Below are 26,002 nucleotides of genomic sequence, written 5' to 3'. Positions count from 1 at the left end.
GGCCCATACATAGCACATGATCGTACTCTACATCGTCAATTCCTGATAAATCACGGCTATCTACACACATAGCACTCAGAGGTAGTCCAAGCTCCTTAGCCTTATTCAGCGCAAAATCTACATTGTTTGGTGAAAGATCAGCCAACGTCACATTGCAGCCAACCTCCGCTAGATAGAGTGAATATTTTCCTGGACCACCGCCTAGATCTAGTACTTTGTCATTCGGCTTGATATAACGGTTTAGGTATCGTTTGGTAAGTTCAAATTCGACTTTATGCCGATCGAGCCGCACCCATTCATATTGTACGGTTTCATCATAAAATTTTCTTACGATTTCTACACTATCCATTTGAACACTCCTCCAATTATAATTTAAAAAAATCCCATCCCCAAGACTAATAGTCTCAGGGACGAGATAGTTATACTCGTGGTACCGCCCAGGATTCGTTAATACGTTACCATATTAACCTCTTCAAGTACGGCATTTCATTCCTATAAATTGCTTAAAGAATTCATTTATTTACTGCCCTCTTCATCGCTTTTCAAAATATTGGGATTATTTTAACACAGCTTTTGCAATTTGCCCAATGATAATATCCTCAATCTCAGGAACGAATGGGCCGCGCAGCCCGAAGAAGAAGTTACAAGTCGCTTCGTAGCCACCCTCCCGGATCATCTTCGCCGTAGGAATATAGCAGAATACACCGTTCGTATAACCCAGCACAAGCGTCTTCCCGCTGCCAAACAGCTTCTTGATCGCGAGCGCATACTCCGTCGACACTTCTCCTTCGATCGAGATGATACGGGTCTCGGCATCCAACTGCCAAATCGAGATATAGAGCGGCAACCGGTCCTTGATCGTGCCGTCCTTGATGGCCTGAATCGTACGCTCTGCGGATTTCTGATAAAACTCGTTCATGTTAGGATCGTTCACAATAGCTTCATAATGCTCGACAGGCGTCTGCTCGGTGTAAATTAACGGGTCCAGCAGCACGGTACGGAAGCTCCCACCTCCAACAGCAGTGAATGCACCTTGTTCCAGCAGCTCCGCGACTTCCTTGGCCAGATCCACCCCGAGCGCTACGGTTTCCTCATATGAGCAAGATTTGAACGAATCGCCGTTCGTCCCGTTCCTCGGTTTGATTTCTCCGCCACAGCCTTGCAGGAACAGAGCTGTCACTCCAGGATAAGCTTCTTCCAGCCATTGTGACGTGCTGCCGGAGTAGTCCCCAGAGAACTTATAATTGTCCGACCCCATCGCTGTCGTATGGCAGCCGTAATTGTACAATATGCCTTTCAGAGTCCCTGCCTGATCAACAAGTTTCAGCACGAACAAATCCTTATCGATCTCACCATCGTAATAAGGCTTCCACAGCACACCGCCCGTCCCATCCGGCAGCCTACGGCTTACGCCGAAATCAGAATCCGTGCGCGCGAGCAGCAGCTCCCCCTCGGTGAGATTCTCATAGCAAGTGCGGACCAAGCGTACAATGGCATCCCGAACACGGTCGAACATCCGCTCATCCTCTGTATAATCCAACTCTTCCTCGCTGGCAGGCCAGCGCTCCTGGCCCATACTATACCCGCCTTTACGCAGCGTCTTATCACGCCCTGTCAAATATACCGAATGATGCGTATGGGAAAAGTTAATCAGCACATCTCTATGCTCCAACCCGAATTGCTGTTGCAGCGCATCCTTCACGCCCACGACGAAACTTCGATCAGACCCGAGGGCATCGACCGTTACGAAGAGAAGTGACTTGTCGGATTGAATCAACGCCACTTTCACATAAATTGGATCTAGCACTCCTTCAGTCTTATGTGTCCGCGCTCCAAATCCATGCATAAACACTGGTTCTAGCGGTGTAATATCTGCCTTGGCCATGAAAAATTTCATAATGTTCACTCCCTCGATAGATACAGGTTAGTTACAATTAATCTATTCCATGCCAACCCGTATAATCCTCCCATCTCCATTAAAAAAAAGAGACCTCCCCACAGCCCATAAGGACTGTGAAAGACGTCTCGGTGCAGACTCGTCGTATTCCTACTTAATTCAGACCTAGGCGAGAATTTGTGTCATTTCTCCCATGCATACTTCGCAAATATGTTTCTCCCGGTACTCGGTTACTCCGTTCATTTCTCCGCAAAAAACACATTTGGGACGAAACCGCTCCAACAAGATTTGGTCCCCCGCCACTAATATTTCCACGGGATCCCCTTCGTTCATTTTATAGCGCTTTCTTAAAGATTTGGGCAGTACAATTCTACCCAGTTGATCGACTTTACGGACGACGCCTGCTGGCCTCATCAGATTTCCCCCTCCATAAAAGGTCACAAAAAAGCGAATGTCATCCACTTTGAATTTATCAATTCGCTATTCGTGTAAAAAATCCTTCTTTAGCCTCTTTCGTTCAGTCGATTTCTTTGGTCAATGTTAGAAATATTTACGCGAGTCCCAAAAAATGGTTTTGCCGCAGTCCTTCGAACAATACAATCGCTGCAGAATTGGATAAATTGAGTGAGCGTACCGCATCCGTCATGGGCATGCGAATACATGTGTCCTGGTTCGCCTCGATCAATTCAGGAGGAAGCCCCTTCGTCTCCTTACCGAATACGAACATATCTCCGTCCCGATATTCGAATTCCGTATACAGCCGGGTGGCCTTCGTAGTCGAATAGAAGAATCGGCTCTCGCTGAAGTGCTGCTGCAGCTCCTGAAACGAATCGTAATAGTCCACCTTCACTGCGTGCCAATAGTCAAGTCCAGCACGCTTGAGTGTACGATCATCGGTATCAAACCCTAATGGCCTTACCAAATGCAAGTAAGTCCCTGTTGCCGCGCAAGTACGCGCGATGTTGCCCGTGTTAGCCGGAATTTCCGGCTCTACAAGTACGATATGGAATGCCAAGCTGTTCACCTCGTGTTTCATTATACAACAATTTCTCCAATAATTTTAACATCCACTTTACGAACGATTAATATTGGCATGATATTGCTCTGTCATAATAAACCTATCCATTACTAATCCATCTAGGAAAATGAACACAAAGGAGACGACGATGATGAAAAAACGAATACTTGTCGTAGATGACGAACCTTCGATCTCCATGTTGATTGAATTCAATCTGAAACTGGTTGGCTTCGAAGTGCAGTGCGTGTATGACGGGGAAGCGGTGTTCGAGGTGCTGCCTCAATTCCGCCCGGATTTGATTGTTCTCGACCTCATGCTGCCCAAGCTGGACGGCATTCAAGTGTGCCGCAGGCTGCGCAGTCAACATAATCTAGTCCCGATTGTCATGCTGACGGCGCTTCAGGATTTGTCTGACAAAATCCAGGGGCTGGACAATGGAGCCGATGATTACATGACGAAGCCGTTCAGTCCGCAGGAGCTGGTCTCACGCATTCAGGCCATCCTGAGAAGATTGAACACACTGCCGACTACTTCTGATGAATCGATCCATATCGGCCCCATTGAGATTCGTCCTGATCAACGGGAAGCTTATATTCACGGTAATTCCATTGAGCTGACACCGAAAGAATTCGAATTGCTTCTGTTCCTCTGCAAGCATAGAGGTAAAGTGCTTAGCCGCCAGCAACTGCTGCACGGGGTGTGGGACTATCACTTTCTCGGAGACACCCGGATCGTGGACGTTCATATCAGCCACCTACGCGACAAAATCGAAAAAAATGCCCGCACGCCGGAATACATTATGACGATTCGAAATGTAGGTTACAAGCTGTTGGAGCCGATTGCAAAAGAATCGTTCGCTTAATGGACAACTTTTTTTTCAAGCTTAATGAAGTTCAGTCAGGCAGGGGATTTATTCCAGATCTGCTCCAGGTTCGACAATCGGGAAAGATTGCTTTAGCGCCAAGCCATTGGCGCTTTTTTTGTTATTCGCATATAGGGTTCGTATAACCTGAAAGGGACCCAATTTTTCACATAAAAACCTACTTGTATTTGCCAAAATATTGCGTTCACATAATGGATTACCAAATTTTAAGGGTTTTTCTAGGTATAATCGTATGTTAGCCTGTTTAGTAAGCACGGCCGAAACTGTCCTTCCCAATTGTTGGACAGTGCGGGGGATGTAAGTATGTATGGACGAAAACGAACTTGTTCGTCCGTTTGGGGTGAATCGTTTATAAGACGTAGGGTTGTATCCTCAGCCCGAACCCGACAGCTAACCTCGTAGGCATCAAATAAAAGGAGCGATGTACCTTGATATCCAAGTTTTACAGCAAAAAAACCTTGGCGACAATTGCCTTAGGCGTATTTTGCATTGGCGGAACGACCGTCTTCGCAGAAAGTGTGGCAAAGCTGAGCCAGGAAGACGTGCCGGCCAAACCGCAGACTGAAGAGGTAAGCCAGCTGGCAGTCGCAACGAACGCACAAGGGTCGGACATCGCCTCGAGCGAACCCATCAAATTCGACCTCCAGGCTGGCTGGGACTTGCAGCGTCCTCAAGCAACGGCCGAAATCGCCAAGAGCGAAGCAGCTGCCGCCGCAGAAGCAGCGATTGCCGCAGAACAAGCCGCACAAGCAGCTCAGGCGGCTCAACTCGCAGCTCAAGCAGCCGCATCTGCACCAGTCTCAGTACCTGCCGCAAGCAAGCAGACGGCAATCGTCAGCAAAGCCAAAGCCAAGTCCGCAGCGACTACAGCTGTAGCGAAAGCAACGGTCACGGCTGCTCAACCCGCTCAGGATGCTGTACAGACGGGACAAACGATTCAAGATCACCAGGGTGCCTCGCATTCGTACAAGAAAGTGCTGAACGCCACAGCTTCCGCCTACTCCAGTGCGCCTGAAGAGAACGGCGGCTATGGAGCGGTTGATTACTTTGGCAATGCGCTAGCACTTGGCACAATCGCAGTCGACCCTAAGGTCATTCCGTTAGGAACGACCGTCCTGATCAAAGGCTATAGCTTCAGTGGATTGCCGCAGACTTTACTGGCCAAGGCCAGTGATATCGGTGGTGCGATCAAGGGCAACAAGATCGATATTTTCATTCCCGGGTCCAAGTCATTCGTGAACTCGTTCGGGTTACAGAAGGTACAGATTTACGTATTAAATTAAGTTTAGACTACAGCTGCTTGGACAAGTTTAATAATTGTGGGACGGTTACGAGTTCGTAGCCGTCTTCTTTTATTTTACGAATAATGGACGGCAGGGCCGTTACTGTGCCTGATAAATCCTGCTTATCTCCTCCGGCGGAATGCTGCAACACAATCGCGCCAGCACGCATATGGCTTATGATGTTATGTGACACTTGATCGGCCGATAAACCTTTCCAATCCAGGGAGTCGATATTCCAATTGACGATTACATAGTTGCGGCTTCCGACCCACTTCAGCTGTTCCTCGGTTATTTCACCATACGGAGGACGAATAAGTTTGGGGTAATAACCAATTTGCCCATGTAAGATCTGGGATGTCTTCTCGATCTGATTCTGGAACTCGCCGAGCGTCAACTTCGTGAACAACGGATGATTGTAGGAGTGGTTGCCGATTATATGTCCTTCCCGCACGATCCGAGCCACGACGGCTGGATTCGCCTCTGCCCTTCGTCCGACCAGGAAGAAAGTCGCCTTAACGTTATTCGCCTTAAGAATGTCCAAGATTTGCGGGGTATATAGCTGATCAGGACCGTCGTCAAAAGTTAGCGCGATTTTTTTGACACTGGATTGCCCATTGACTTTGAAATAGTCGGAGTACTTCGACCTTAGTTCCGATAAAGTCAACTTCTTCTGCGACATCTCCTGCTGTCTTTGTACGGGAATAGACGGTTTCTTGGATCTCACAGATGCTGCAGGAGACGATGGCGATGGTGATGAAGGCGGGGCTGGCATCATAGTCGGTGATGGAGGCGGGACTACTATAGCCGTAGGAGTCTGCGGCTGTGGGGAGCCAGGGGCCAACTCTGTATGCGCCTTGTCAGTCAGGCGTATCCGTGAGGGAACAGCTTGTGCATGTCCTTCAGCTGCTGTTAATTGCTGTTGCAATTGTAATGTCGAATCATCGTGCTGCTGAGTCTGTGCAGAACAACCGATCAAGCTGAACGTCCAGACAAAAGCTAATCCAGTAAGTAGAAATAATTTCAATCCTTTCATCGCTCGCGCTCCCTCCCGTTTCCCCTAGTATGCTCCGAATGAAAGGAAATGACCCGCTGGCATAAACAAAAAAACACCCCCTGGAATTTCATCAGATGAACCTCAAGGGTTTCTCCAACGTAATTCCAGGGGGTGCGCTTTTTAAGGAGCATATCGTGAACGGTTGTGCATCGTATTAACTATTTTGCTGCAGGAAATGTTTCATGAATTGCGCTAGTGCTTGGCAGCTCTCATAAGGTACGGCGTTGTACGTGGAAGCCCGCATATGTCCAACATCACGGTGACCTTTCAGCCCGACGAATCCTTGTTGCTCCGATTCCTTCAGGAATTTGGCTTCCAGCTCATCGCTGTTCAAGGCGAACGTAATATTCATGAGAGAACGGCTAGCTGGATCGACCAGCCCTCTGTAAAATCCTCCGCTTTGATCAATCGCATCATAGATCAGCTTCGTCTTCTCGAGGTTTCTCTGTTCCATCCGGGCCAGACCCCCATTCGCTTTGAGCCACTTAAGCACCAGGTTGACGATATATACGGAATAAACAGGCGGTGTATTGTACAAGGACTTGCCTTTGGCATGCGTATCATAACGCAGCATCGTCGGCAATTGCTTCGGACTGTTCAGCAAATCATCGCGGATGATCGCGACCGTGACGCCGGAAGGCCCCAAGTTCTTCTGCGCCCCAGCATAGATGAGACCGAATTGAGACACATTCACCGGACGGCTAAGGATATCGCTCGACATATCGCCAATCAGCGGAATGGCACCGGTATCGGGAAACTCGTGGAATTGCGACCCCGCAACGGTTTCATTCGTTGTAAGATGGACATAGGCCGTATCCGGACGGATCGCCAGCTCGGCTTGGCCAGGCATGCGCGTGAATCCGCTCGCCTCACCACTCGCCGCCGCATACGCATTCCCGATCAGCTTCGCTTCCTTGAACGCTTTATCGGACCACGTCCCCGTTAGTACATAGCCCGCCGACTTACCGGCTGCCAGCAGATTCATTGGAATCATCGCGAACTGCGTGCTCGCTCCACCTTGCAGGAACAACACCTCATAGCCGGCAGGAATGTCGAGCAGCTCCTTCATTAGCGCTTGCGCTTCATTATTGACTTGCTCGTATTGCTTGCTCCGGTGCGATATCTCCATAATCGACATGCCGATGCCCTCATAATCGATGAACTGCTCCTGTGCTTGTTGCAGTACTTCCAACGGCAAGGCAGCAGGACCGGCGTTGAAGTTATATGCTCGATTGTTCATGATGGAATGTCTCCTTCTTCCCCTGTATGTGTTGTAATATCGCTATGATAGCAGTATTCCTTAACCCGTACAATACGAATCGGCGCTTTGTCCGAAAATTGTCTTAAATTCAGGGTATGCTATTGGAGCGACACCGAACAACTCTGATCCGAATGTCCGAATCTTGAAGGGGCCAATTATGAAACGTTCCGAATCCGATTCCATGCGTCTGTTTATCGCGGTTCCTCTGGCTCCGCCCATCAAGGAGCTAGTACGTCAAGCCATGCCTGCTCTGCAGCAAGAGCAGCCGTTCCAGAGATGGGTGCACCCGGAAGACCTACACATCACGCTGAAGTTCCTCGGCGATACGCAGCCGACCGCCGTGCCCGCCCTCGAGGCGAAGCTCGGGCAGATCGCTTCGCGATCCATGCCCTTCTCGCTGCAGCTCGAGGGCATCGGCACGTTTGGCTCGCCCCGCGCGCCGAGCGTGCTGTGGGCCGGGCTCGGCGGCAGCCTGCAAGCTCTACACCGGCTTCAGGCCGATGTAGAGCTGGAGGCCGCCGAGCTCGGCTACGCCCCCGAGGGGCGCGCGTATGCGCCGCACGTGACGCTGGCCCGCCGCTACGCCGGAGGCGGCGGGGGCCAAGACGCGCCCCTGCGGCGCCAGGCCGTGCAGCCCGAAGAGGCGGGGACCGAAGGCCCCGCCTCTTCGGCGCTTTGGTCCGCAGCCGAATGGCGCGCGGACCGGATGACGCTGTACCGCACCCGCATGGGGCGGTCGCCGTTGTACGAACCGCTGCGCGAGTTCGTGTTCTTTGCCGGCGGCTGAGCCGGCGCCGGCGTGCACTGCGGGCGAAGGCGGTCAGCCTTCACCTGCGGCACGCGGTGCGCGAATGCGCCGTTCCCTTGAACTGCAGAGCCGGCGCTAGCTAGTAGACAGCGGCAGGGCAACCGAGACCGTCGTGCCGACGCCTGGTTCGGTCTCGAACTCCAGCCGCCCCTCGTGCAAGTTAATAATCTCCCGGCAGATCGACAAACCCAGCCCTGTTCCCTCCGCCTGCGGATTGACCTGGAAAAACTTCGATTCCAGGCGGGCCAAGTGCTGTGCCTCGATCCCGATACCACTGTCCTTCACGCGCACGACTGCGTCCATCTCCCACTTCTCGATCTCAAGCTCAATCGAGCTAGCAGGATGAGAGAACTTGATCGCATTCTCCACCAGATTCAGGAACACTTGCTTCAACCGATTCGGATCGCCGGATACGAAAATCGGTTCCGCCTCAGGCTCCTCTGACAGCTGAATCGTGATCTGCTTCTTATCCGCCTTCGACTTCAATTGAAGAACAACCTCGGCGAGTAAGCTGGCCAGCGGTACCTTGCGAACATCCAGTCGGATTCGCTTCTGATCCAACTGGGCGAAGTCGAGCAGTTCCTCCACCAGACCGATTAACCGATCGGTTTCCTTGGAGATGATCCGCAGCCCTTGTCGGGTTTCCTGCTCGTCTTGCATGCTGCCAGTCTGAATCGTCTCACTCCAGCCCTTAATGCTGCTGAGCGGAGTTCGGATTTCGTGGGAGATCGACGAGATGAAGTCGTTCTTCAGTCCTTCACTGCGTACGATCTCCGTTGCCATGAAATTCAACGTTTTGGCCAACTCGCCAATTTCGTTGCGATCTGACTCCTGCACCCGGACATCGAATCGCCCCAACGCCATTTCCGCAGAAGCGGCCGTAATCCGCTTGATCGGCTTGACGATCGAATTCGCCAGTGTAATGCTGACCAACAGGACGATGATCAATACGGCCAGTCCCATCGTGGCCGACAGCAGCAATAATCGCAACAGAACGCTGTCTACTTCTTCAAGGGAAGTGACATAGCGAAGTACAGCGAGCGTCTGCCCATTCGAGATGATCGGCGTCGAGACCGCCATGACCTTCTCCCCGGTCACCGGAGCTTTACCGGTCCAGACTCCGGTGTGTCCTTTCACGGCTGCCTTCACATCTTCCGTTAGTCTCTTGCTCTCCGAAGAGAATCCACTCGATGTAATGAGAACCGTCCCGTCCCGATCTACAATTTCTAACTCTGCCGACTCGAAAACCAGATTTTGCACCAAGTCGTTCAAATTTTGCTTGAAGGTCGAGATGAATAAGTTATTCGAATACTTCGTATAGAAAGACAAGGCCGTGGAAGCCTGATTTTTCATGACAGATTCAATACTGCTGTAATAATAGCTATGAACCGCTACCGCCAGCACCGATTCCACGAGCAGCAGAGTAAGCAATACGACAATAAGGAACCGGGCGACAACTTGGCGCTTTAATCCCCCGCCCTTCATTCTATGGACTCCTTCCACATATAACCGAACCCCCAGATCGCCTCGACATAGACGGGCTGTGAAGGATCGTCTTCGATTTTTTGCCGAACGCGCCGGATGTTAACATCCACGATCTTCGGATCCCCCACATAATTCACACCCCAGATTTCATCGAGCAATTGGTCACGGCTGACCGGGACGTTACGGTGTTCCATCAGAAACCGGATCAGCGCGAATTCCGTAGGGGTGAGCTCCATTCGTTCCTCTCGCTTGAACAGTTGATTGGACTTGGTTTGCAATTCGAACGGCCCTGACAGCAGGGAACCGCTGAGCAGATCATCCGACTTGACGAGACGGACACGCCGTAGCAGCGATTGCACTCTAGCCATCAACTCAGCCGGACTGAACGGCTTGCCCATATGATCATCAGCCCCAAGCGACAGTCCCATCACTTTGTCCTGCTCCTGCACCTTGGCGGTTAAGAACAGAATGCCAATCTTCTCATTGAATTCCCTGACTTGACGACACACCTCGAATCCATCAATCCCAGGCACCATCACGTCCAACAATGCAATATCGATGGTAAGGTCTGACCGCAGTATGCGCAACGCATCATCACCGTTGTCCGCTTCCAACACCTGATAACCGTTACGCTTGAGGTTGACTACGACGAAGCTTCGAATCGATTCTTCGTCCTCCAGAATTAGAACTTTGGCTCCGTTATTCATGGCATGATATCCTCCTCTAGCTGCGGCGTATCCGTTACTAGATGGAAGGCAGCTCTTCCGACCTGCTCCGCCGCTTCATTCACAACGAACACCGTCGTCGCCGTCCTAGTCAACTCCACCCAGCCACTGACCTGCTCACTCTTGTACTGCTCAATGGGAATGAATCGGAACTCCGCCAACAGTGCCCGATCTGTCGTCTTCAGGAATCGGATCGATTGCTCTGTCTTCTCTAAGGTGTACAGCGATAGCCATTCCTTCGGAATTTCGATGTAGTAGCCTAGGGCATTATTGTAGTAACGCTCGAGCACGAATGTGAGACCACTATTCCCGTCCCATTTGTAATACGGATACACCCAGGGGGTTTCCGCCATTGCTGCATTTTCCCATCCAGGAGTTGCTCGCATCAAGGGAATTTCGATAATCCCGTCCCCGTCTACATCGCTGCTCAGCGCTGAATAAGCTCGGAATGTCGAATCGCTCAACACGGCCTTCAGTCTCCCGGCATCCCAGACCAAGATCTGCGTATACGAGGAATGCGCCCCTACACTTGCATCCAGGAATATTGCCCTGCGTCCTGCCGCCCCATTACCCGAGATTACACTGTAGTAGCCGTTTACATAAGGATCAAGCTCGGCTTCCCCCTTCTTCAGGTAAGAGCCCTCGTACTGGAATAACACGGCATTGGAAGTGTCCTTGTCCTTGCCCCTTACTCGATTGATCACCGTCATATCCATCTTGCCATCCTGGTTCAGATCGTCAATGACCAACTCCTGATAAGGCGACTCGAATTGCTTCTGCAATTGACCGGTCGGCTCCAGGGAATACACCGTAAGCCCTTTCTGCTCGCCCTTATTCGTTGATCCATAACCAATTAGCACATTCGGCTTCCCGTTCTGCATGAAATCCACGAATTTCAGCATGTCCAGCTCGAACCCTTCCCCAGTCAAGGTGGTAAGCCGTTTCCAGCCTTCCTGCACCCTTGTCCATATTTCGCCGATGATTTGGTCCTTGTCCCCTTTATTCTTATAAAATAAGACTGCTTCGTCGTTTCCGTCCCCATTCAAATCGAGAATCGGTACCGTATTCACCTGGTTCGATTTGCGTGGTCGGATGATCGCGGCGCCCTGTGGCAGCGATAGCTGCACTTGCTCCATCAGCTTCTCTTCTTCCGCCGACAGCTTCGGCAAGCGCATATATGTTTGTGGCTGTTGGATCAGGCCGCAGCCGGTACCAAGCAACATGCAGACCAGACATACGGTAGCTGCCTTCCACCTTATGAACATGCTCCATCCCTCCGACTCTTCATGTCCTTGTATTGTAACTCATACATCAAAATGTTCAATAATAAGCACACTAGCATCAGGCTGACTTGCAACCTTTCCCCATTCCAAAATGCTCCATTCTCATGCATTTAGTACTAGAGTAGCTTGTTTGAATCGAAAATAGGTGACAAACTAGTAACAATGTTCGACATAACCGTATATAATCGAGTGGTAACGAAGAAACATTTTGGCAGAAAGTGACGTTTGGTACAAGAATCTATTATAATAGCAAGAGACTATACTAGAATGGGGAACCACTTACTAATGAAAGCCGTTAAATATGTACTCTTATTCCTGCTAGCCATCCAGCTATTCCTCCCTTCCAGCCTTTCATTGGCTGACGTCTATCACAACCGAATGGACTATGGGCTGATCAAGAGCAACCTTCATGACATCGATGCCGTCCTCCAGCAAGTGAAGAAAGAAATCAAGCGCAACAACCTTAGCGATTATGTCATCATCCTCGGCGACTCCGTGCTATATGGAAGTCCAGGCAACTCGGATCAAGTGATCAACGCCTTCATGGAGAACCAGCCCGGAGCTCCTCCCATATTCAACTTGTCCTTGCCCGCGATGCAGATCGGGGACTTATATGTCATGCTCTTGAAGCTGAGGGAGTTCGATATTTCGACAGATCGGCTCATCTTCAACATTCGCTATGCTTCCTTTATCGAGCGCGATCCTTTTCCCGCTTCTGTCTTCTGGCTGAGGGACGAGCTTCACAGGCTGGATCCCGACGCATACAATCACGTCCTGCAGCAATTGCTATCAGCCGGCCACAAGCCGCCTAGCACGCCCTATGAGCATTATAAGCATTTGCTGCACGAGGTCATCATGCCTAAGATTACATTGTTCCGTTACAAGGATAACTTGAAGCAAGATCTGAATTACCAGTATATGGTGCGAACCGGACAGGTGATTCCTGACGATGCTCTTGGCGACCCCCGTCCATGGTCGGACAAAGATTTTGCCGATTTCATGCATGATGAAAGTCTGATCAACAGCTTCTCGGACAAGCCGTTCGATCTTACCGAGAAARGTCCTGACATCTACTTCCTGAACAAGATCAACGAACTGCAGAAGGGGAAGAATACACTTGTGCTGCTCACAGGAACGAATCACGAGATGATGAAGGAATATGTGTACAAGCCCGGTTACATCGCGAACATGAAGGCATTGGACCAGCACATGGCTAAGCTGCCTTTCAAATATGTGGATATGGAAGGTCGTATTCCGGATGCTAATTTCACCGACCATACTCATTTGACGCCAGAAGGATATAAGAAGATGGCGGATATTATCTGGAAAGAACTCGAATAGGAGACCGAAGTCGATGCTTTTTCATACACCCGAATTCGCTGGATTGTTATTGATCACTTTGCTTTTGTACTACTTGATGCCCAACACGCGCATTTTCTTGCTCACGATTGCTAATATGCTCTTTTACGGAGTTGCTGGTCTAGGTAATTTGGCCATCTTCTTGTCGATCACAATCATTTGCTACATTTGCTCCCGTAATATGCGGGGCGCCTATGCCCGCTTGTTCCTATGGATTGGGGTATGCGTCAGCTTAGCGAATCTCATCTTCTTCAAATATATCGTGTTCTTCCTGCACGCCGTCGAGAAGGTCATATCGATTGAGCTCGTTGCCAAGGACTCCTTCTTAACGAGCATCGTGCTGCCAATCGGGATTTCGTTCTACACGTTCCAGGTTATTGCCTACATGGTAGACGTGTACCAACGCAAGGCGGAGCCTGCGACCACGCTCTTGAACTTCTGGGTGTTCATCTCCTTCTTCGCCCATCTGGTAGCGGGTCCGATTATGCGCTCGAATGAATTCATGCCGCAGATTGAAGCGATTCGCTCGATTCGGTTCGACAAGAACAAGTTCAAGCTAGGCGTCGCCTGGTTTACGGTCGGATTGATGAAGAAAATATGGTTGGCTGATTATTTGGCTCCCTACGTCAACGAGTATTTCACCAGAGGCGCTTACTTGACCGGGGCGGAAGCTTGGATGGCGTCCTATATGTTCGCCTTCCAGATCTTCTTCGACTTCGCGGCCTACAGTGAAATGGCGGTAGGGTTAGGCTACATGTTCGGCATGACACTCGCCGTTAACTTCCGGACCCCATACTTAAGTACGAACCCGACGGAATTTTGGCGTCGCTGGCATATCACGTTGTCCTCTTGGATTATGCAATACATTTACATCCCGCTCGGGGGGTCTCGCAAGGGCGCGACGCGGCAGTACGTCAACCTGTTCATTGCGATGGCCATCTCTGGTATATGGCATGGCGCGGCCTGGACTTATGTTGTGTGGGGGATGTTTCATGGCACCCTGCTCATTGTGCATAAGCTGTACATGGCGTTGAAACAAAAGCTCGGCCTGGATGGCCTCAATAACAGCAAGCTGTATTATGTTATTTCGATCTTCGTGTTCTTCCATCTCACCTGTATCGGCTGGGTGTTGTTCCGGGTCAACGGGCTCCACAACGCGTTGAGTATGATCAAGAAGATGCTGTCGCCCGAAGTGTTTCAGTTCAATGGGATTCTATTCCCTTTCGTCTATATCGTGGCCTTCTTGTTCCTGCTGCATATCGGGGAATACTTCTTGTTCAAGAACGCGGCGTCGCTCGCGCAAGGTTGGCAGAAGCGGTTTCCCGCTCCGGTACGTGCCGTCCTGTATACCGCCATTGTTACCTTCCTGATCATTTATTTGAAGGGTGACCAGAACACCTTTATTTACTTCCAATTCTAAACAAAAAACGTCCTCACAGCACACTTCGGTGGCTCGTGAGGACGTTTTTTGTGCGTTTCCAGCTAGATCTGACTCTCAATCATTTGGCAATATTGCTTGATCTTCGAGATCTCGTTATGGATCGCTTCGTCGGTCGTCATGTTCTTCAACTTACTGCAGCTCTCAATAATTTTCTCCGCTTGCTCCTTCACATGCTCACCAGCCATTGTAGCTCACCTCCCCTGTATACTTCACCCTCTAGTATGCCGAACTGTATGGGTGTCTATGAATGATGTTCAACAATCAGTCAAGATTCCGTTAGCGTTTGGACATATTTCCTTCGGGATACTGCGAAGATTCGCGTTATACTTAACTCATGGAAGCAAAGATATCTATTAAGCGACTGGAGGAGTATGAGATGCTAAGTGAATCGATCCGGGACAATACCTTACTTGAAACCATATCCTATACAGATGCGTTCGACCCTTTTTATAGCCTATGCCGCCACACGGACAGCCTTCCGAACTGGCTTCAGCTGCAACAGGAAATTCGCGAGCAATTGAACAGCCTCATGGTGAAGCTTGGTACGGAAAACGCACAATTTACAACTGATTTGCAAGCTTTAAATGCGAACATCGCTGCCTATAACGAAAGTGTGCCAAGTAAGCATATGCGTAAATCGTTGATTCATCTGGACTGTATGGAAGACGCCTTCGACAGCTGGCAATAACACCAAATCAGCCTAGAACTTCATGTTCTGGGCTGTTTCCCATTCATCCATCAAGGTAATAGTTTCATTTTGTTAAATAGGATGGATGCGAAAAAACGGTCCATTATCGCATAAACCAACCCGAATGCTCCAAAGATAACCATGGCACTGCTTCTATTCAACTGGTACCCTTGAACAAAATAGTCATCGTACATATTGTGGAAAATCAGCATCCCACTCAGGCCACCCAGAACGGTATAAATCAACACCTGCCCTAATGGAGTCGTCACTATTTTACGGATAATCAGGGATAAGGGCCATAATGCAATAGGATACATAACGACAGCAATAAGACTATGTACGGCGAGAAAAATATATCCTATATTGCGTAGACCATAATATTCGGTTGTCGTGATTTTATTACCTTCTAGCAGTTCCAATCCCCATACTGCAGCACTGAATAGTACAATGAAAAACATCCACATGATCAAGTAATGTCTGAGCACGTGCATAATTACACCACCTATGAGAGAGATAACTACTTGAGAATAACTATCGAAAAAGGTCGCGCCCCAACAACTCTGTTAAAGGTTGTCTCCCAAATCAAGCAAGTGTTGGTATTGCCAATTCCGTTCATTGGCGGTGTCGGGAACGTTATCAGTGGGGTTCGGCTTGGGCAGCGTAGGTAGCGGCGTGAACAGCATGACCAGCAACATGGGCGGTAGCTGCAGCGTGACCGGTGGCGCGGGCAGCAGCGCAAGCTGCAATGTCTTCGGTATCGCGAGCAGCGGCGTGGGCGGCAAAAGCAGCAGTGCGAGCTTCGCTCATCGCTATTTCGCCACGCTCCCAGGCACGTCCTGCTTCAATAGCATTACGAGGTCGGTTGTCTTCCGGGTACTTCTCCTCGAATAAGGGGAGTAAGGGCACCTCGGAATCCCTTCTTACATAGACGTGCTCTTAACCAATATGTTGCTTGTAGCAGAAACCTCCAAATCAAAAATAGCCGCGATTTACGCGACTTGAAGCGGTGCCTTCTCGAAATATTCTATGCTTTCAAATACTTCGGATGCCGGATCACCTCCAACCTGTAATGTCAAGAAGTCCTTGAATACTACATTGGTTCATTCTCTGGTAATTTTGAGGCCAGGTGGCACATTAAATGAACCGGTTGACTTGGTCGGCGCGACTTGGATAGTAATGTTGACCACAGTGCGATCATCCTGCACATTTTTAGTCCCATTTCCTGTTGTTTTATTGTTTTTAAATTCACCCTCGTAGACTAATTTGCCATTATCTTTATTGTACATCTTTCCCTGACCAGATAGTTCACCGTTGACAAAACTGCCATCATTGGCAAGAGCACCGTCCAAATATAATTTTCCGCTTCCATGATAGACGCCAGCGAGGTACTCGCCATCGTATACCAGTTGGCCTTTATTGACAAACTTCCCTCTGCCGGATATCTCGCCGTTCTTAAAATCCCCATCATAGGATTGAAGTTGATCTTCCGACACTAACAAACCTTTTCCGTGATGGACACCATCTTTAAACGTACCCTTGTACAAAATTTTGCCATTCGTATAATATTCTATTCCAGGAGTAACCTAGAACTTTATGTTCTGGGCTACTCCTGCTCAACGTTGATCATCGTCACTTATAAGTTAGAAACAATCGTATTTCGGGAGGGGTCCCATCTCCATGGTATGGATCGATTGTTCAGACGTACACCACCGTACCACTCATCGATTCCGTGAAGGGCAAGCCAATCTTCGTTCCCGTCCATGACAGTCCTGCCTAACTCCGTTAACGAAACCTTACATTGACGAAATGTCGGTGAAGGGTCTTGGTAAGTAGGAAATGATTCTAGTCCTTCGAAACGCAGCAAGGGAGAGGAACCTCGTGTTATTTTCGCGAGACAATACCAATATTGAAGATCTCCCATCCCAAGTCCATGCAGCTTATCCCCTACTTGCGCAAACAAATCCTGTGGAGTATGCAGCCCGTTATGAACCATCTCCAGAGTCGTCTGCTCTACAATTCCAAGTCCATTACGAGTCGAAGGGAACCGGGATAAGTGAAGCTGGAATGCATCATGCACAAATGGCAGGGCAGTGACGTCTCCTTCCTGGATCAACTCCACCAACTTGCGAGGATCTGAAGAACAATAAGCTTCCCACACGGCTTTCCCTACCTCTAACTCTTTTCTTCCGATGGATTGCCATGTGCCCGACAAAGTTTCCATTTGTTTCACGGATAGCTGGCCTAATCCTCGGAATAGTTCAATGCCCGGGAACGATCCGATACACAACAAGCTTAGTTTGGTGTTACCTAATGGCTGCTTCTCAAACCAATTGAGTAAATAACATAACATCGTTTGATCGAATAGGTCGTGCTCGAACCATAGCACAATTTCCTCGTATTTGTGATATTCCACCAATACTTTTTCCTGATTTTCACTTATACGTATATAGTCTGAACTTGGGATTCCCATTGCTTGTTCCAAGTACTGCGCTCGAGCAAAGCGGTTGGCTGATTCCGTTGGATCTAAGAAGACCGGCCCTTCCGGATAAACCTCCCTCCACACCAGAATATCCCCCTGGACGATGTCCTGCCTTAGCTTTTCCGCAACGGAATCCCCATTACAAATATGCAGCATGTTGTTTCCTCCTTCATACAGATGATGGAACATCGAGACGAAATCCGCTACGGGGAGCGAACCCTTCAGCTTAGTACGTGCATCGAACAACCGTTTCTTCAACACCGAAGTAGACGTGCCCAAGTAAGATGAGATCTCTTGAAGCGAGTAGCCGTGAAAGTAAAACAATTGAACAGAGACACGCATGTTGGACGATAAAGAAGCTATTGAATCATGGAGCAGCATCTGCAACTCTCTTCTTTCTACAATGTCCGCTACACTCAATTGGATATCGGCAGTTTGGGCAATCTCATGCAAGGGTACCGTGTGGTGTTGCTTCCTGCGCATCAACCGATGACATTGTCGAATGACTATCGTTTTGATCCATCCAGGAAACGCAGCCGCTTCCTTCAGCTTATGCAAATGGATGAATGCCTCCGTAAACGCCTCCTGAACCGCATCCTCTGCCAAATGAGGATCACGCAGTCTATCGTACGCGACAGCACAAGCCATAGCCGTATAATATTGAACTATATGATTGAAGGCTTCCCGATCGCCTTGTTTCGCCTGTTCAATCCACTGCTGCACGTTGTCTCCTCCCTTTCATCGTCCTCTATATTAAGTGCCAGGCAAGGTCACAAAGGTTACTCCGTCCTATTACTCGTGTTTGATCCAGGCACGCTGTATCTGGTCATTATGAGTTCTTGTTGGCACTTTGTTTCCAATGTTAGGTTCAACTAGCCAACCTCCCCCATTAAGTACTTCATTCATATTACCACGACTTCGATCAACAGCTACTGTAGTAAAGTTCTACGAGGCCAGCTGCCGGTTCCCTGGCAGATTAAGACGCCCAAAAAGGGATCGAACAGGCTACCAGCCCATTCGATCCCTTTTATTCACATGCGACCTCGCCTACCTTCGTTCCATTTCAACACCGACTTTGCCGCCTTCAACGTGCACCTTGTAGCTCTTCACCCATATCTTGTCGCTGAACAAGGACTTGCCGGTTCGAATATCGAATTCCCAGCCATGCCAGGGGCATCGGATGATCAAGCCCTTCTTCCCGTACTTGTATTCGTACACGTCGGAAGGAAGTGTGGTCCCGGAGACGTATCCTGCACACATCGGCGCCCCCTGATGGGGACAATAATTGTTCAAGGCGTAATACTCGTCGTGAATCCGGTATATGCCGATGCTCTTGCCCTCGATCGTGACAACCGCGTGTCCGCCATCAGGAACATCATCCGCATCCAGCACGTAGTGTACTGTCATAAGACCCTCCATGAGTTATAGGTTATACAGGTTTTTGGCGTTTTCGTAAAAGATTTTACGCTTCGCCTCCGGCTTCAGTCTCCTCAGAATCATATCCGGCGAATCGAAATCCCAGTGCGGATAATCGCTCGAATACAGGAGCATATTCTCGGCATCGATCATATTGAACAAGTCGATCAGATGCTGCGGATTGTCCGGCTCCTCAATAGGCTGCGTCGATAAGTAGCAATGCTCGCGAATGTACTGGCTAGGCAGCTTCTTCAGCCACGGGACCGTTGAGCGGAGCGCCTTATAGTTCTTGTCGAGCCTCCACATCAAGTGCGGCAGCCAGGCAATGCCCCCTTCGGTAAGCACCACCTTCAACCGTGGGAATTTCTCGAATACACCCTCACACACCATGCTGACGAGATGAGCCATGAACATTTGCGATAAGCAAGTGTGCCACTCGATGTACCGGGACGGATAACCTGCTGCAGTAGGGGCAGTCGAGCTGCCCCCTCCTTCCGCACCCGGATGTATCGCAAGGGGTAGACCGTTCCGTTCCGCCGCCTCATAGATCGGGTGATACAGCCGCTGACCGAGCGGCGAACGAGCGGCGCTGGAGATCATAACTTCCACGATATCAGGATGGCCGCCGACGCGGTCAATCTCTCTCGCGGCTAGATGCGGGTCCAATGTAGAAACGGCCATGGCACCTTTGAACGCCTTATGCTTGCCCAGCCATTCCGCGATCAAGAAGTCGTTGTAGGCCGAGCATATGACCGCCGCATAATCCGGATCGTGTGTCGTCGAGATGTTGTACACAACCCCGGTCAACACGCAGTATTCCACATTGTAGCCCTCAAGCAGTTGCTTGATCAATAAGTCGGGATCTGATCCGGCTCTGCCACCACCGGGCGGAATGGCATCCTTCTTCATCACACCTACAGGCGAATAGTACCCGGAGCCGGCATACCCGATTCCAGTCGTTGCTACTCGAGATCGCCAAGGTTCGGCCAAATACGGCAGCAAGGCGGAATCATATTGTTCATTGTGGACGTCCACATCAATGACCTTGAAATCATCGACCATTCGTATCCCTCCAATCCAACGGGCAGGGGTTACCTGCCCGATTGCTTACTTCTTGCCGTAAGTGCGAGTATAGGACGCATTGTACATATTAAGCAGTTCGTCAGAGCCGAGTTTCTTCGCCTGGTCGATGAATTCTTCGTACGTCTTATCATTGATCGGCGTCTTACCCGCAACGAATTCGGTCAGCTTCTGCTCCAGGAATTTGTTTAAGTTGTTCAGCTTGGATTTCTCCAGCTCCAGCTCTTCAGTCGTTTTCACGATCTGCTTCGGTGCCGGAATTATGAACGATTCGTAACGCTTGTTGATATCCTTGCCCTTCTCACTTAAGCTTGTTTCCCACACCTCGCGGGACTTCGCATTGTCGAGCGCAATCATGTCGTACCAGACACCCCAGTCCTTACGCAGTACAGTGAATGGTGAGGCGCCGAAATCCTTGTTGTAAACCGGCTTGCCATTCTCCTTCGTAAACGTCTTACCTTCGATGCCCAAGGCTAAGTAGTTGGAGCCTTCTTCGCCTAGTAAGTAGTCCAGATACTGGACTGCTCTGTCCTTGTCTTTCACTTTAGCCGAGATGGCGCGGCCAGCGGCACCGACAACCGGACGGGAGAATTGATAATTCTTGATTCCGGCTGCAGCGAATTGAGGAATCGCATCGAGTGTATAATCGGCAATGCCCGCTTTACGACCTTTGTCCATCAGAGTCTCTAAGTCAGCCTTCCAGAAATACGTCACAAGCGATTTGCCTCTAAGTATCCGCTCTTCCCACTGTGCTTGCGTAATCATGGAGAATTCAGGGTCCAGCAGCTTCTCGTTATACAGTTTATTCAGGAAAATAAGCGAGTCCTTATATCCTTTATGATAAGGAGCAAACGCATATTTATCTGTAGACGGGTCGAGGTTATAGAAGCCGTGAATGCCGGTGAAGGCTCTTCCGAATGTCGTGAATAACCCGGTATCGCCGACAAGGGCGTTATTGATGAGTGGATACGTATCGGGCTGTTTTTCCTTGAGTGTTTTCAAGTACTGGTAGAATTCATCGAGATTGGTCGGCTCCTTGAGATTGTACTTATCCATGATGTCCTTACGTGTGTACCAGATGAAGTTAAAGCCTTTCCCTGCTGCATCGCCCTCAATGACAGGAACGGTGTAGATCCCGCCGTCAGCAGCTGTAGCGACCGCTTTGGCCTCTGGATATTTGTCGTAGAACGCCTTCAGGTTCGGTGCTTTGTTCAAGTAGTCCTTTAAGTTCAAGAACACTTTGTCCGGGCCGTGCTGTCTTCCTTCCAATGTATCGACCTGAATGAAGTCTGTTACCGTATTGGTTGCAATCATGATCTGCTTCTTTTCCTTCAACCCTTCCTGACTGACCACTTGAAACTCTACCTTGACACCAGTCTTGGCTTCTATTTCCTTGAAGATGTCCCAGTCCTGGCGTACTTTTCCTTCCGGGCGGTCATAGGCTAGCCAGGAGAAGGTGATCGGCTTCTTGGAGTCGTCCGCTTTCTTCGTATCTCCAGCAGGGGGCGTATCTTTCGAATTGCTCGAGCACCCTGCTGCGACCAAACTTCCGAGCATAACCGTGGTCAGTGCCATTGCCAACGTTCTTTTTTTCATGCGTTTACCTCCCTATAATGGTTAAAAAGTAAGCCTATATAGTGCTAGATTCCATGGAATCTACAACTATCCTTTAATTCCGCCGATCATCGTTCCCTGTACGAAGTATTTCTGGATGAACGGGTACACGCATAGGATCGGGAGCGTAGCAATGATGATGATGGCGTACTTCATTGTCTGCAGTAGGGTCAGATCACCTTCACCCTGAATCGTAGTGCCGGCCACGAGAATGTTCCGAAGCATGATCTGCAGCGGATACATCGAACGGCCGTTCAAGTAGATGAGTGCATCGAAGAAGGCGTTCCACTGATTCACAGCTGTGAATAAGCCGATCGTTACCATGACTGGCATCGATAATGGCAGCACGATCCGCAGCAGCACTTGCAGCGAGGAGCAGCCGTCGATTGTCGCCGCATCCTCTAACTCCTCTGGCAATGCTTCGAAGAACGTCCGCATGATGAACAAGTACCACGTACTGATAAGCGTCGGCAGGACGATTGCCCAGATCGTGTTCAACATCCCCAACTTCTGAACGACTAGGAACGTCGGGATCATCCCGCCGCTGAATAGTAGGGTGAACGCGGCCATGATCAGAATAATTTTTCGACCAGGTAACCATTTCTTCGCCAGCGGATAAGCCATGGCCGAGGTTGCAATCAAGGTCAGCACTACATGAACGAGCGTATAGCGGATCGTATTCCAGTAGCTGACCCATAGATCCGGATTGGACAACAGCTGTTTGTAAGCAATAAGCGTAACTCCCTTGGGCAAGAGCAGCACATCCCCGCTCGACACTCGGGCGTTATCACTGATTGAAGCGCTGAATACATAGACGAGCGGGAATATCATTACGATAATCAGCAGGATCATGCTCACATAGTTGAACGTATCAAATAGCCTGGAGGCCATCGATTGTTTGATTTTCAATTCGGCCCCTCCTTCACCACAAGCTCGTTTCTGAATATTTCTTGGCAATCCGGTTAGCGGCAACGACGAGGACCAGGCCGATGGCCGACTGGAATAACCCGACGGCTGTGGCGAAGCTGAAATCCGCATCCAAGATGCCGCGCCGATACACGAATGTGTTGATGACGTCCGAAGTTTCATAGTTCATGGAATTATATAACAGCAATATTTTTTGGAATCCGGTCTCCATGAAGTGGCCGAGCGTAAGGACGAACAGTATGATCATGACGGGTACCATGCCGACGAACGTAATATGGCGCATTTGATGGAAGCGGTTCGCCCCATCCATCTTGGCGGCTTCATACAGAGTCGGATCGATACCGGCAATGGCAGCCAGGTACAGAATCGTCCCCCAGCCGACCTTTTGCCATATTTCTGAGCTGACATAGATCGTCCGGAACCAACCAGGCAGACCTAGGAACAGGATCGGCTCCATCCCGAACACCTTCACTAGAAGCAAATTGATGATCCCGGTTTGCGGAGAAAGAAAGGTGACTAGGATACCAGCAATGACAACCGTTGATAAGAAGTGAGGCATGTAGCTGATGCTCTGTACAATTCGTTTGAACATTTTGTTCTTAATCTCATGGAACAGCAGGGCTAAGATGATTGGTGCCGGAAAATGAAACAGGATGTCATACACGTTCAGCATCACGGTATTGCGGATCAGCTTCCAAGAATCCGGATTCACATAGAAGAATTCGATAAAATGCTTCATCCCTACAAACTTGCTTCCGAGTATCCCTCTGCCGATCGAATAGTCTTGAAAGGCAATGATGATTCCGTACATAGGTGCATATTTGAAGATGATGTAATACAAAATCCCTGGCAGCATTAACAGGTACAGGGCGCGGTGCTTTCTCATCATGTACCATACATAATTACGCTGCTGCATGTCCTCCAGCCCCTCCCTTGGTAGCGTTTTCACACTGGTTGATGGCCTAACTATACAAAGTCGGACACATACCGTAAAGCATACATAATTACCCCAGTCTCTTTTTTTGCAAAGGTTCGTTCATCTAGGAATTCACGGCTGTCCCGGGTGATCGGAGGAAAAAAAAGAGACTTCAGAAAAAATGAAGTCAATGGTTGATCCCTCTATATTTGGCAGGAGTAATGCCTTCATATTTGCGAAAAGTTCGGATGAACGAGTTACGTCCCCAGTACCCGACCTTCTCTGCGATGTCATCGATTTTCAAGTCCGTTTCGAGTAAAAATTGCTTGGCCTGCTTCAGCCGATATTTCGCGATATACTCCACATACTTCTCGCCCACCTCTTCTTTGAAGGTACGGCTGAAGTGGCCGTTCGACATATTCAACAGTCCGGCAAAATATTCGATCGACAGCTCCTCGTTGTAATGTTCATGGATATAGGCCAATATATCGGTAAACTGTTTGGCCCGATGATCAGGCTCCTCCGCCCGAAACAAAATATTGTGAATGTCTTGGAAACAGTCCCTCAGTTCATCCCATGTCATACAACGGTTGAGCCTCTCGAACAGTCCTGAGAAGAAAGGCACGTTGAAATCATTTTGCTCAGTTTCTACGGCACGGATCCAAGTGTTGAGAACGTCAGTACACAAATATTTGACCTGAATAGCTGTAGCATTCTTACGGTTTCCCTCATCAAGCATATCGAACACAGATTGTAGCAGCAAGTCAAACTCCCGCGTCTTGTATTGGTTCATGATCCGGTTCACATCCTGAACCGATAAGAAGCTTTCCCACTGCGTTCGCTCCCATACATTCGGACTGCGGCATATCTCCACATCGGAATCAAGGCCACGATTCTGGAGAACGGACGACGCCAGTTCATACGATTCATGCAGATCCTCGATGGCGTTCACCGTCTTGCCGATCCCTATCGTCGCCTTGAAGTAGGGGCTGTATTGCTCCAGCACAACGCTGATGATGGCCGCGGCCTCCTCGGCTCCGAAGTGCAGGAAAGGGTCATGTTGCACGACGCACGCTATCACGTCCGGCTTCGTTTGGCATAGCCAGACCATCGATGGCGAGGATTTGAATATACGTTCCTTGAGCTCCACGAGCATAAAGGACTTCGTCGTCTCTGTCAATTGTTCATATTCCTGCGAATTGTAATGAAGCGCCAGGCACAGAACCGTTCGTACCGAATTCTTGTGATATGTAAACTTGATTTCCTTTGCAAAATATTCAATAGACAGCGCATCGCGGTATTCGCCTTGCAAAATCTTGGTCACGAACAACTCCTGCACCATGGGGGACATCCCGCTTACCCGTTGAGACAACTCTTTGTTCTCTTCTGTAATTTCCTTGATCGGACGATACAAGCGACGGCTTAAATAGTAAGACACGAAGCTGCCCACCACAAGGAAAAAGACAAGAAATGCCCAACTGATCGCCCGCGTAATGTGTGCAGGCTTCATTAGCGTACGCAAGTCCGCGATCGTCACATAATACCATGATTCGTCGAAGCGGGATTTCACGAGCGACATGGCGATCTCGTCTGTGATGAGGAATTGCGATCCCATGGAATTGGCCCGCGTATGCTCCAGCACTGCCTTCGCTTCCTTATCGGTCAAGCCATTCTGATTCATGATGAGCCCTTGGCTGGTAGCTATGGCCGTTCCCGTCACCCACTCCTCCGGGATGTTGATCTGCTCCTGGAGTTTGCTCTCGTTGAATTCGACGACTAGATACATCTCGGGCTTGTCGGTGTTAAATGGATAACTCATGATGGCGGACATGCCCATTGCCTTCGAATCGGTGAAGTCCATCATCTTCTTGCCGATAAAATGAGATAGATACACTTCCCCCTGCCGCTCCATCATCGGAAACCGATAATCGAAGTAATACGTTTTATCCGTATAAATATCGACATCAACCACCATATCGTGATTGGCAAAGTATAAGAATGCCTTCGATACTAATTTATCGGATTGAAGCTTCATCAACTGTTCTCGTAATGAATGAAATTGCTCCGCACGCTGCGGATTGTCACGCGATTCATCCACGACACGGAGCAGACTTAGTAGATTGGAGGAGCTGAGCATGTTGATCATACTGGTCTTCAAAGAATCAAGCGCCGTGTCCGTCTGCTTGGAAAAGTGGCTGATGACGACGTCATTAAGCTTCTCTGCATCCTTCTCAATCGTGCGGACTACAAGAACATGAGCCAGAATGCTGGAGACAATAACCGGGATGAGAATAACGACGAAGTAGTTGGTGAACAGTCTCCAAAAAAGGGCTAATCGATATTTTTGCACCTTAGAAATGGTCATCAACATTGCCTCCCGCCACT

26 protein-coding genes and 1 riboswitch are annotated in these 26,002 nt (G+C 49.4%); of the genes, 6 read left to right on the top strand and 20 right to left on the bottom strand.

The annotated features are described in order from the left end of the window. The 4 genes from AC1DWB_RS05240 to trmL all read right to left on the bottom strand — a co-directional run. Window positions 1-349 (bottom strand): class I SAM-dependent methyltransferase (locus AC1DWB_RS05240; RefSeq protein WP_477539979.1); only part of this gene is annotated, 349 nt, incomplete at its 3' end. 207 nt (window positions 350-556) lie between these two features. Beyond that, window positions 557-1,897: a neutral/alkaline non-lysosomal ceramidase N-terminal domain-containing protein gene (locus tag AC1DWB_RS05235; RefSeq protein ID WP_477539978.1), complete on the bottom strand. Its 1,341-nt coding sequence runs from the start codon at window positions 1,895-1,897 to the stop codon at window positions 557-559. Window positions 1,898-2,062: 165 nt separating this feature from the next. Next, window positions 2,063-2,311, bottom strand: coding sequence for an AbrB/MazE/SpoVT family DNA-binding domain-containing protein (locus AC1DWB_RS05230; RefSeq protein WP_477539977.1), 249 nt, complete (start codon window positions 2,309-2,311; stop codon window positions 2,063-2,065). 136 nt (window positions 2,312-2,447) lie between these two features. Next, on the bottom strand, window positions 2,448-2,912 hold the full coding sequence (gene trmL, locus AC1DWB_RS05225; protein ID WP_477539984.1) for a tRNA (uridine(34)/cytosine(34)/5-carboxymethylaminomethyluridine(34)-2'-O)-methyltransferase TrmL: 465 nt from the start codon (window positions 2,910-2,912) through the stop codon (window positions 2,448-2,450). 151 nt (window positions 2,913-3,063) lie between these two features. Here trmL and AC1DWB_RS05220 point away from each other — a divergent pair, with 151 nt between their 5' ends. Together AC1DWB_RS05220 and AC1DWB_RS05215 are read left to right on the top strand one after the other, a co-directional pair. Further along, on the top strand, window positions 3,064-3,777 hold the full coding sequence (locus AC1DWB_RS05220) for a response regulator (RefSeq protein ID WP_477539976.1): 714 nt from the start codon (window positions 3,064-3,066) through the stop codon (window positions 3,775-3,777). Between the two features lie 266 nt (window positions 3,778-4,043). Then, window positions 4,044-4,219: riboswitch (cyclic di-AMP (ydaO/yuaA leader) on the top strand. Window positions 4,220-4,226: 7 nt separating this feature from the next. Next, a complete protein-coding gene (locus tag AC1DWB_RS05215; RefSeq protein WP_477539975.1) occupies window positions 4,227-5,081 on the top strand; it encodes a 3D domain-containing protein in 855 nt (284 codons plus the stop codon). 7 nt (window positions 5,082-5,088) lie between these two features. Here the strand turns inward: AC1DWB_RS05215 and AC1DWB_RS05210 are convergent, their stop codons facing one another. Together AC1DWB_RS05210 and serC are read right to left on the bottom strand one after the other, a co-directional pair. Then, the gene (locus AC1DWB_RS05210) at window positions 5,089-6,114 is read right to left on the bottom strand and encodes a polysaccharide deacetylase family protein (protein WP_477539974.1); all 1,026 of its coding nucleotides are present in this window, start codon (window positions 6,112-6,114) and stop codon (window positions 5,089-5,091) included. A gap of 175 nt (window positions 6,115-6,289) precedes the next feature. Next, a complete protein-coding gene (gene serC, locus AC1DWB_RS05205; protein ID WP_477539973.1) occupies window positions 6,290-7,375 on the bottom strand; it encodes a 3-phosphoserine/phosphohydroxythreonine transaminase in 1,086 nt (361 codons plus the stop codon). Window positions 7,376-7,553: 178 nt separating this feature from the next. Between serC and thpR the strand changes: the two genes are divergently transcribed. Then, a complete protein-coding gene (gene thpR / locus AC1DWB_RS05200; RefSeq protein WP_477539972.1) occupies window positions 7,554-8,183 on the top strand; it encodes an RNA 2',3'-cyclic phosphodiesterase in 630 nt (209 codons plus the stop codon). Window positions 8,184-8,279: 96 nt separating this feature from the next. Here thpR and AC1DWB_RS05195 read toward each other — a convergent pair whose 3' ends face one another. Genes AC1DWB_RS05195 through AC1DWB_RS05185 form a run of 3 tightly spaced genes read right to left on the bottom strand, consistent with a single transcriptional unit; the run spans window position 8,280 to window position 11,679 of the window. Further along, on the bottom strand, window positions 8,280-9,689 hold the full coding sequence (locus AC1DWB_RS05195; RefSeq protein ID WP_477539971.1) for a sensor histidine kinase: 1,410 nt from the start codon (window positions 9,687-9,689) through the stop codon (window positions 8,280-8,282). Next, on the bottom strand, window positions 9,686-10,396 hold the full coding sequence (locus AC1DWB_RS05190; RefSeq protein ID WP_477539970.1) for a response regulator transcription factor: 711 nt from the start codon (window positions 10,394-10,396) through the stop codon (window positions 9,686-9,688). The genes AC1DWB_RS05195 and AC1DWB_RS05190 overlap by 4 nt, the downstream gene beginning before the upstream one ends. Next, complete coding sequence (locus AC1DWB_RS05185) at window positions 10,393-11,679, bottom strand: hypothetical protein (protein ID WP_477539969.1); 1,287 nt, start codon at window positions 11,677-11,679, stop codon at window positions 10,393-10,395. The genes AC1DWB_RS05190 and AC1DWB_RS05185 overlap by 4 nt, the downstream gene beginning before the upstream one ends. 303 nt (window positions 11,680-11,982) lie before the next feature. Between AC1DWB_RS05185 and AC1DWB_RS05180 the strand changes: the two genes are divergently transcribed. Further along, a complete protein-coding gene (locus AC1DWB_RS05180; RefSeq protein WP_477539968.1) occupies window positions 11,983-13,038 on the top strand; it encodes a hypothetical protein in 1,056 nt (351 codons plus the stop codon). Window positions 13,039-13,051: 13 nt separating this feature from the next. Further along, entirely contained in the window at window positions 13,052-14,476 is a 1,425-nt protein-coding gene (locus AC1DWB_RS05175) for an MBOAT family O-acyltransferase (protein WP_477539967.1), read from the top strand. Between the two features lie 62 nt (window positions 14,477-14,538). On the opposite strand, the gene AC1DWB_RS05170 is transcribed toward AC1DWB_RS05175, so the two are convergent. Next, window positions 14,539-14,682: a hypothetical protein gene (locus AC1DWB_RS05170; RefSeq protein ID WP_477539966.1), complete on the bottom strand. Its 144-nt coding sequence runs from the start codon at window positions 14,680-14,682 to the stop codon at window positions 14,539-14,541. Between the two features lie 191 nt (window positions 14,683-14,873). On the opposite strand from AC1DWB_RS05170, the gene AC1DWB_RS05165 reads away from it, so the two are divergent. After that, the gene (locus tag AC1DWB_RS05165; RefSeq protein WP_477539965.1) at window positions 14,874-15,185 is read left to right on the top strand and encodes a hypothetical protein; all 312 of its coding nucleotides are present in this window, start codon (window positions 14,874-14,876) and stop codon (window positions 15,183-15,185) included. Window positions 15,186-15,235: 50 nt separating this feature from the next. Here the strand turns inward: AC1DWB_RS05165 and AC1DWB_RS05160 are convergent, their stop codons facing one another. The 10 genes from AC1DWB_RS05160 to AC1DWB_RS05115 all read right to left on the bottom strand — a co-directional run bounded on the left by AC1DWB_RS05160 (window position 15,236) and on the right by AC1DWB_RS05115 (window position 25,982). Beyond that, window positions 15,236-15,676 (bottom strand): hypothetical protein, encoded by a 441-nt coding sequence (locus tag AC1DWB_RS05160; RefSeq protein WP_477539964.1) that lies wholly within the window; start codon window positions 15,674-15,676, stop codon window positions 15,236-15,238. A 145-nt stretch (window positions 15,677-15,821) separates the two neighbouring features. After that, window positions 15,822-16,091 carry a putative immunity protein gene (locus AC1DWB_RS05155; RefSeq protein ID WP_477539963.1) on the bottom strand — a complete coding sequence of 90 codons (270 nt, stop codon included), beginning with the start codon at window positions 16,089-16,091 and terminating at the stop codon, window positions 15,822-15,824. 194 nt (window positions 16,092-16,285) lie between these two features. After that, window positions 16,286-16,729: an MORN repeat-containing protein gene (locus tag AC1DWB_RS05150; protein WP_477539962.1), complete on the bottom strand. Its 444-nt coding sequence runs from the start codon at window positions 16,727-16,729 to the stop codon at window positions 16,286-16,288. A gap of 89 nt (window positions 16,730-16,818) precedes the next feature. Then, complete coding sequence (locus AC1DWB_RS05145; protein ID WP_477539961.1) at window positions 16,819-18,387, bottom strand: sigma-70 family RNA polymerase sigma factor; 1,569 nt, start codon at window positions 18,385-18,387, stop codon at window positions 16,819-16,821. Window positions 18,388-18,711: 324 nt separating this feature from the next. After that, window positions 18,712-19,071: a Rieske (2Fe-2S) protein gene (locus AC1DWB_RS05140; protein WP_477539960.1), complete on the bottom strand. Its 360-nt coding sequence runs from the start codon at window positions 19,069-19,071 to the stop codon at window positions 18,712-18,714. Window positions 19,072-19,086: 15 nt separating this feature from the next. Next, on the bottom strand, window positions 19,087-20,142 hold the full coding sequence (locus AC1DWB_RS05135) for an amidohydrolase family protein (protein ID WP_477539959.1): 1,056 nt from the start codon (window positions 20,140-20,142) through the stop codon (window positions 19,087-19,089). Between the two features lie 45 nt (window positions 20,143-20,187). Next, on the bottom strand, window positions 20,188-21,756 hold the full coding sequence (locus tag AC1DWB_RS05130; RefSeq protein WP_477539958.1) for an extracellular solute-binding protein: 1,569 nt from the start codon (window positions 21,754-21,756) through the stop codon (window positions 20,188-20,190). 66 nt (window positions 21,757-21,822) lie between these two features. Beyond that, a complete protein-coding gene (locus tag AC1DWB_RS05125; protein ID WP_477539957.1) occupies window positions 21,823-22,683 on the bottom strand; it encodes a carbohydrate ABC transporter permease in 861 nt (286 codons plus the stop codon). 13 nt (window positions 22,684-22,696) lie between these two features. Then, window positions 22,697-23,617: an ABC transporter permease gene (locus AC1DWB_RS05120; protein ID WP_477539956.1), complete on the bottom strand. Its 921-nt coding sequence runs from the start codon at window positions 23,615-23,617 to the stop codon at window positions 22,697-22,699. A 187-nt stretch (window positions 23,618-23,804) separates the two neighbouring features. Beyond that, entirely contained in the window at window positions 23,805-25,982 is a 2,178-nt protein-coding gene (locus tag AC1DWB_RS05115) for a helix-turn-helix domain-containing protein (protein ID WP_477539955.1), read from the bottom strand. Window positions 25,983-26,002: the final 20 nt, after the last annotated feature.

This window comes from Paenibacillus sp. P4_E11, assembly GCF_056401635.1.
This window is presented reverse-complemented; position numbering and strand designations above follow the sequence as displayed.

Excerpts from the sequence above, each read along its gene's own strand:
- AC1DWB_RS05235 (WP_477539978.1), bottom strand. The coding sequence starts at position 1,897 with ATGAAATTTTTCATGGCCAAGGCAGATATTACACCGCTAGAACCAGTG.
- AC1DWB_RS05230 (WP_477539977.1), bottom strand. The coding sequence starts at position 2,311 with ATGAGGCCAGCAGGCGTCGTCCGTAAAGTCGATCAACTGGGTAGAATT.
- AC1DWB_RS05220 (WP_477539976.1), top strand. The coding sequence starts at position 3,064 with ATGATGAAAAAACGAATACTTGTCGTAGATGACGAACCTTCGATCTCC.
- AC1DWB_RS05210 (WP_477539974.1), bottom strand. The coding sequence starts at position 6,114 with ATGAAAGGATTGAAATTATTTCTACTTACTGGATTAGCTTTTGTCTGG.
- serC (WP_477539973.1), bottom strand. The coding sequence starts at position 7,375 with ATGAACAATCGAGCATATAACTTCAACGCCGGTCCTGCTGCCTTGCCG.
- thpR (WP_477539972.1), top strand. The coding sequence starts at position 7,554 with ATGAAACGTTCCGAATCCGATTCCATGCGTCTGTTTATCGCGGTTCCT.
- AC1DWB_RS05195 (WP_477539971.1), bottom strand. The coding sequence starts at position 9,689 with ATGAAGGGCGGGGGATTAAAGCGCCAAGTTGTCGCCCGGTTCCTTATT.
- AC1DWB_RS05190 (WP_477539970.1), bottom strand. The coding sequence starts at position 10,396 with ATGAATAACGGAGCCAAAGTTCTAATTCTGGAGGACGAAGAATCGATT.
- AC1DWB_RS05185 (WP_477539969.1), bottom strand. The coding sequence starts at position 11,679 with ATGTTCATAAGGTGGAAGGCAGCTACCGTATGTCTGGTCTGCATGTTG.
- AC1DWB_RS05175 (WP_477539967.1), top strand. The coding sequence starts at position 13,052 with ATGCTTTTTCATACACCCGAATTCGCTGGATTGTTATTGATCACTTTG.
- AC1DWB_RS05170 (WP_477539966.1), bottom strand. The coding sequence starts at position 14,682 with ATGGCTGGTGAGCATGTGAAGGAGCAAGCGGAGAAAATTATTGAGAGC.
- AC1DWB_RS05165 (WP_477539965.1), top strand. The coding sequence starts at position 14,874 with ATGCTAAGTGAATCGATCCGGGACAATACCTTACTTGAAACCATATCC.
- AC1DWB_RS05160 (WP_477539964.1), bottom strand. The coding sequence starts at position 15,676 with ATGCACGTGCTCAGACATTACTTGATCATGTGGATGTTTTTCATTGTA.
- AC1DWB_RS05140 (WP_477539960.1), bottom strand. The coding sequence starts at position 19,071 with ATGACAGTACACTACGTGCTGGATGCGGATGATGTTCCTGATGGCGGA.
- AC1DWB_RS05135 (WP_477539959.1), bottom strand. The coding sequence starts at position 20,142 with ATGGTCGATGATTTCAAGGTCATTGATGTGGACGTCCACAATGAACAA.
- AC1DWB_RS05130 (WP_477539958.1), bottom strand. The coding sequence starts at position 21,756 with ATGAAAAAAAGAACGTTGGCAATGGCACTGACCACGGTTATGCTCGGA.
- AC1DWB_RS05120 (WP_477539956.1), bottom strand. The coding sequence starts at position 23,617 with ATGCAGCAGCGTAATTATGTATGGTACATGATGAGAAAGCACCGCGCC.
- AC1DWB_RS05115 (WP_477539955.1), bottom strand. The coding sequence starts at position 25,982 with ATGACCATTTCTAAGGTGCAAAAATATCGATTAGCCCTTTTTTGGAGA.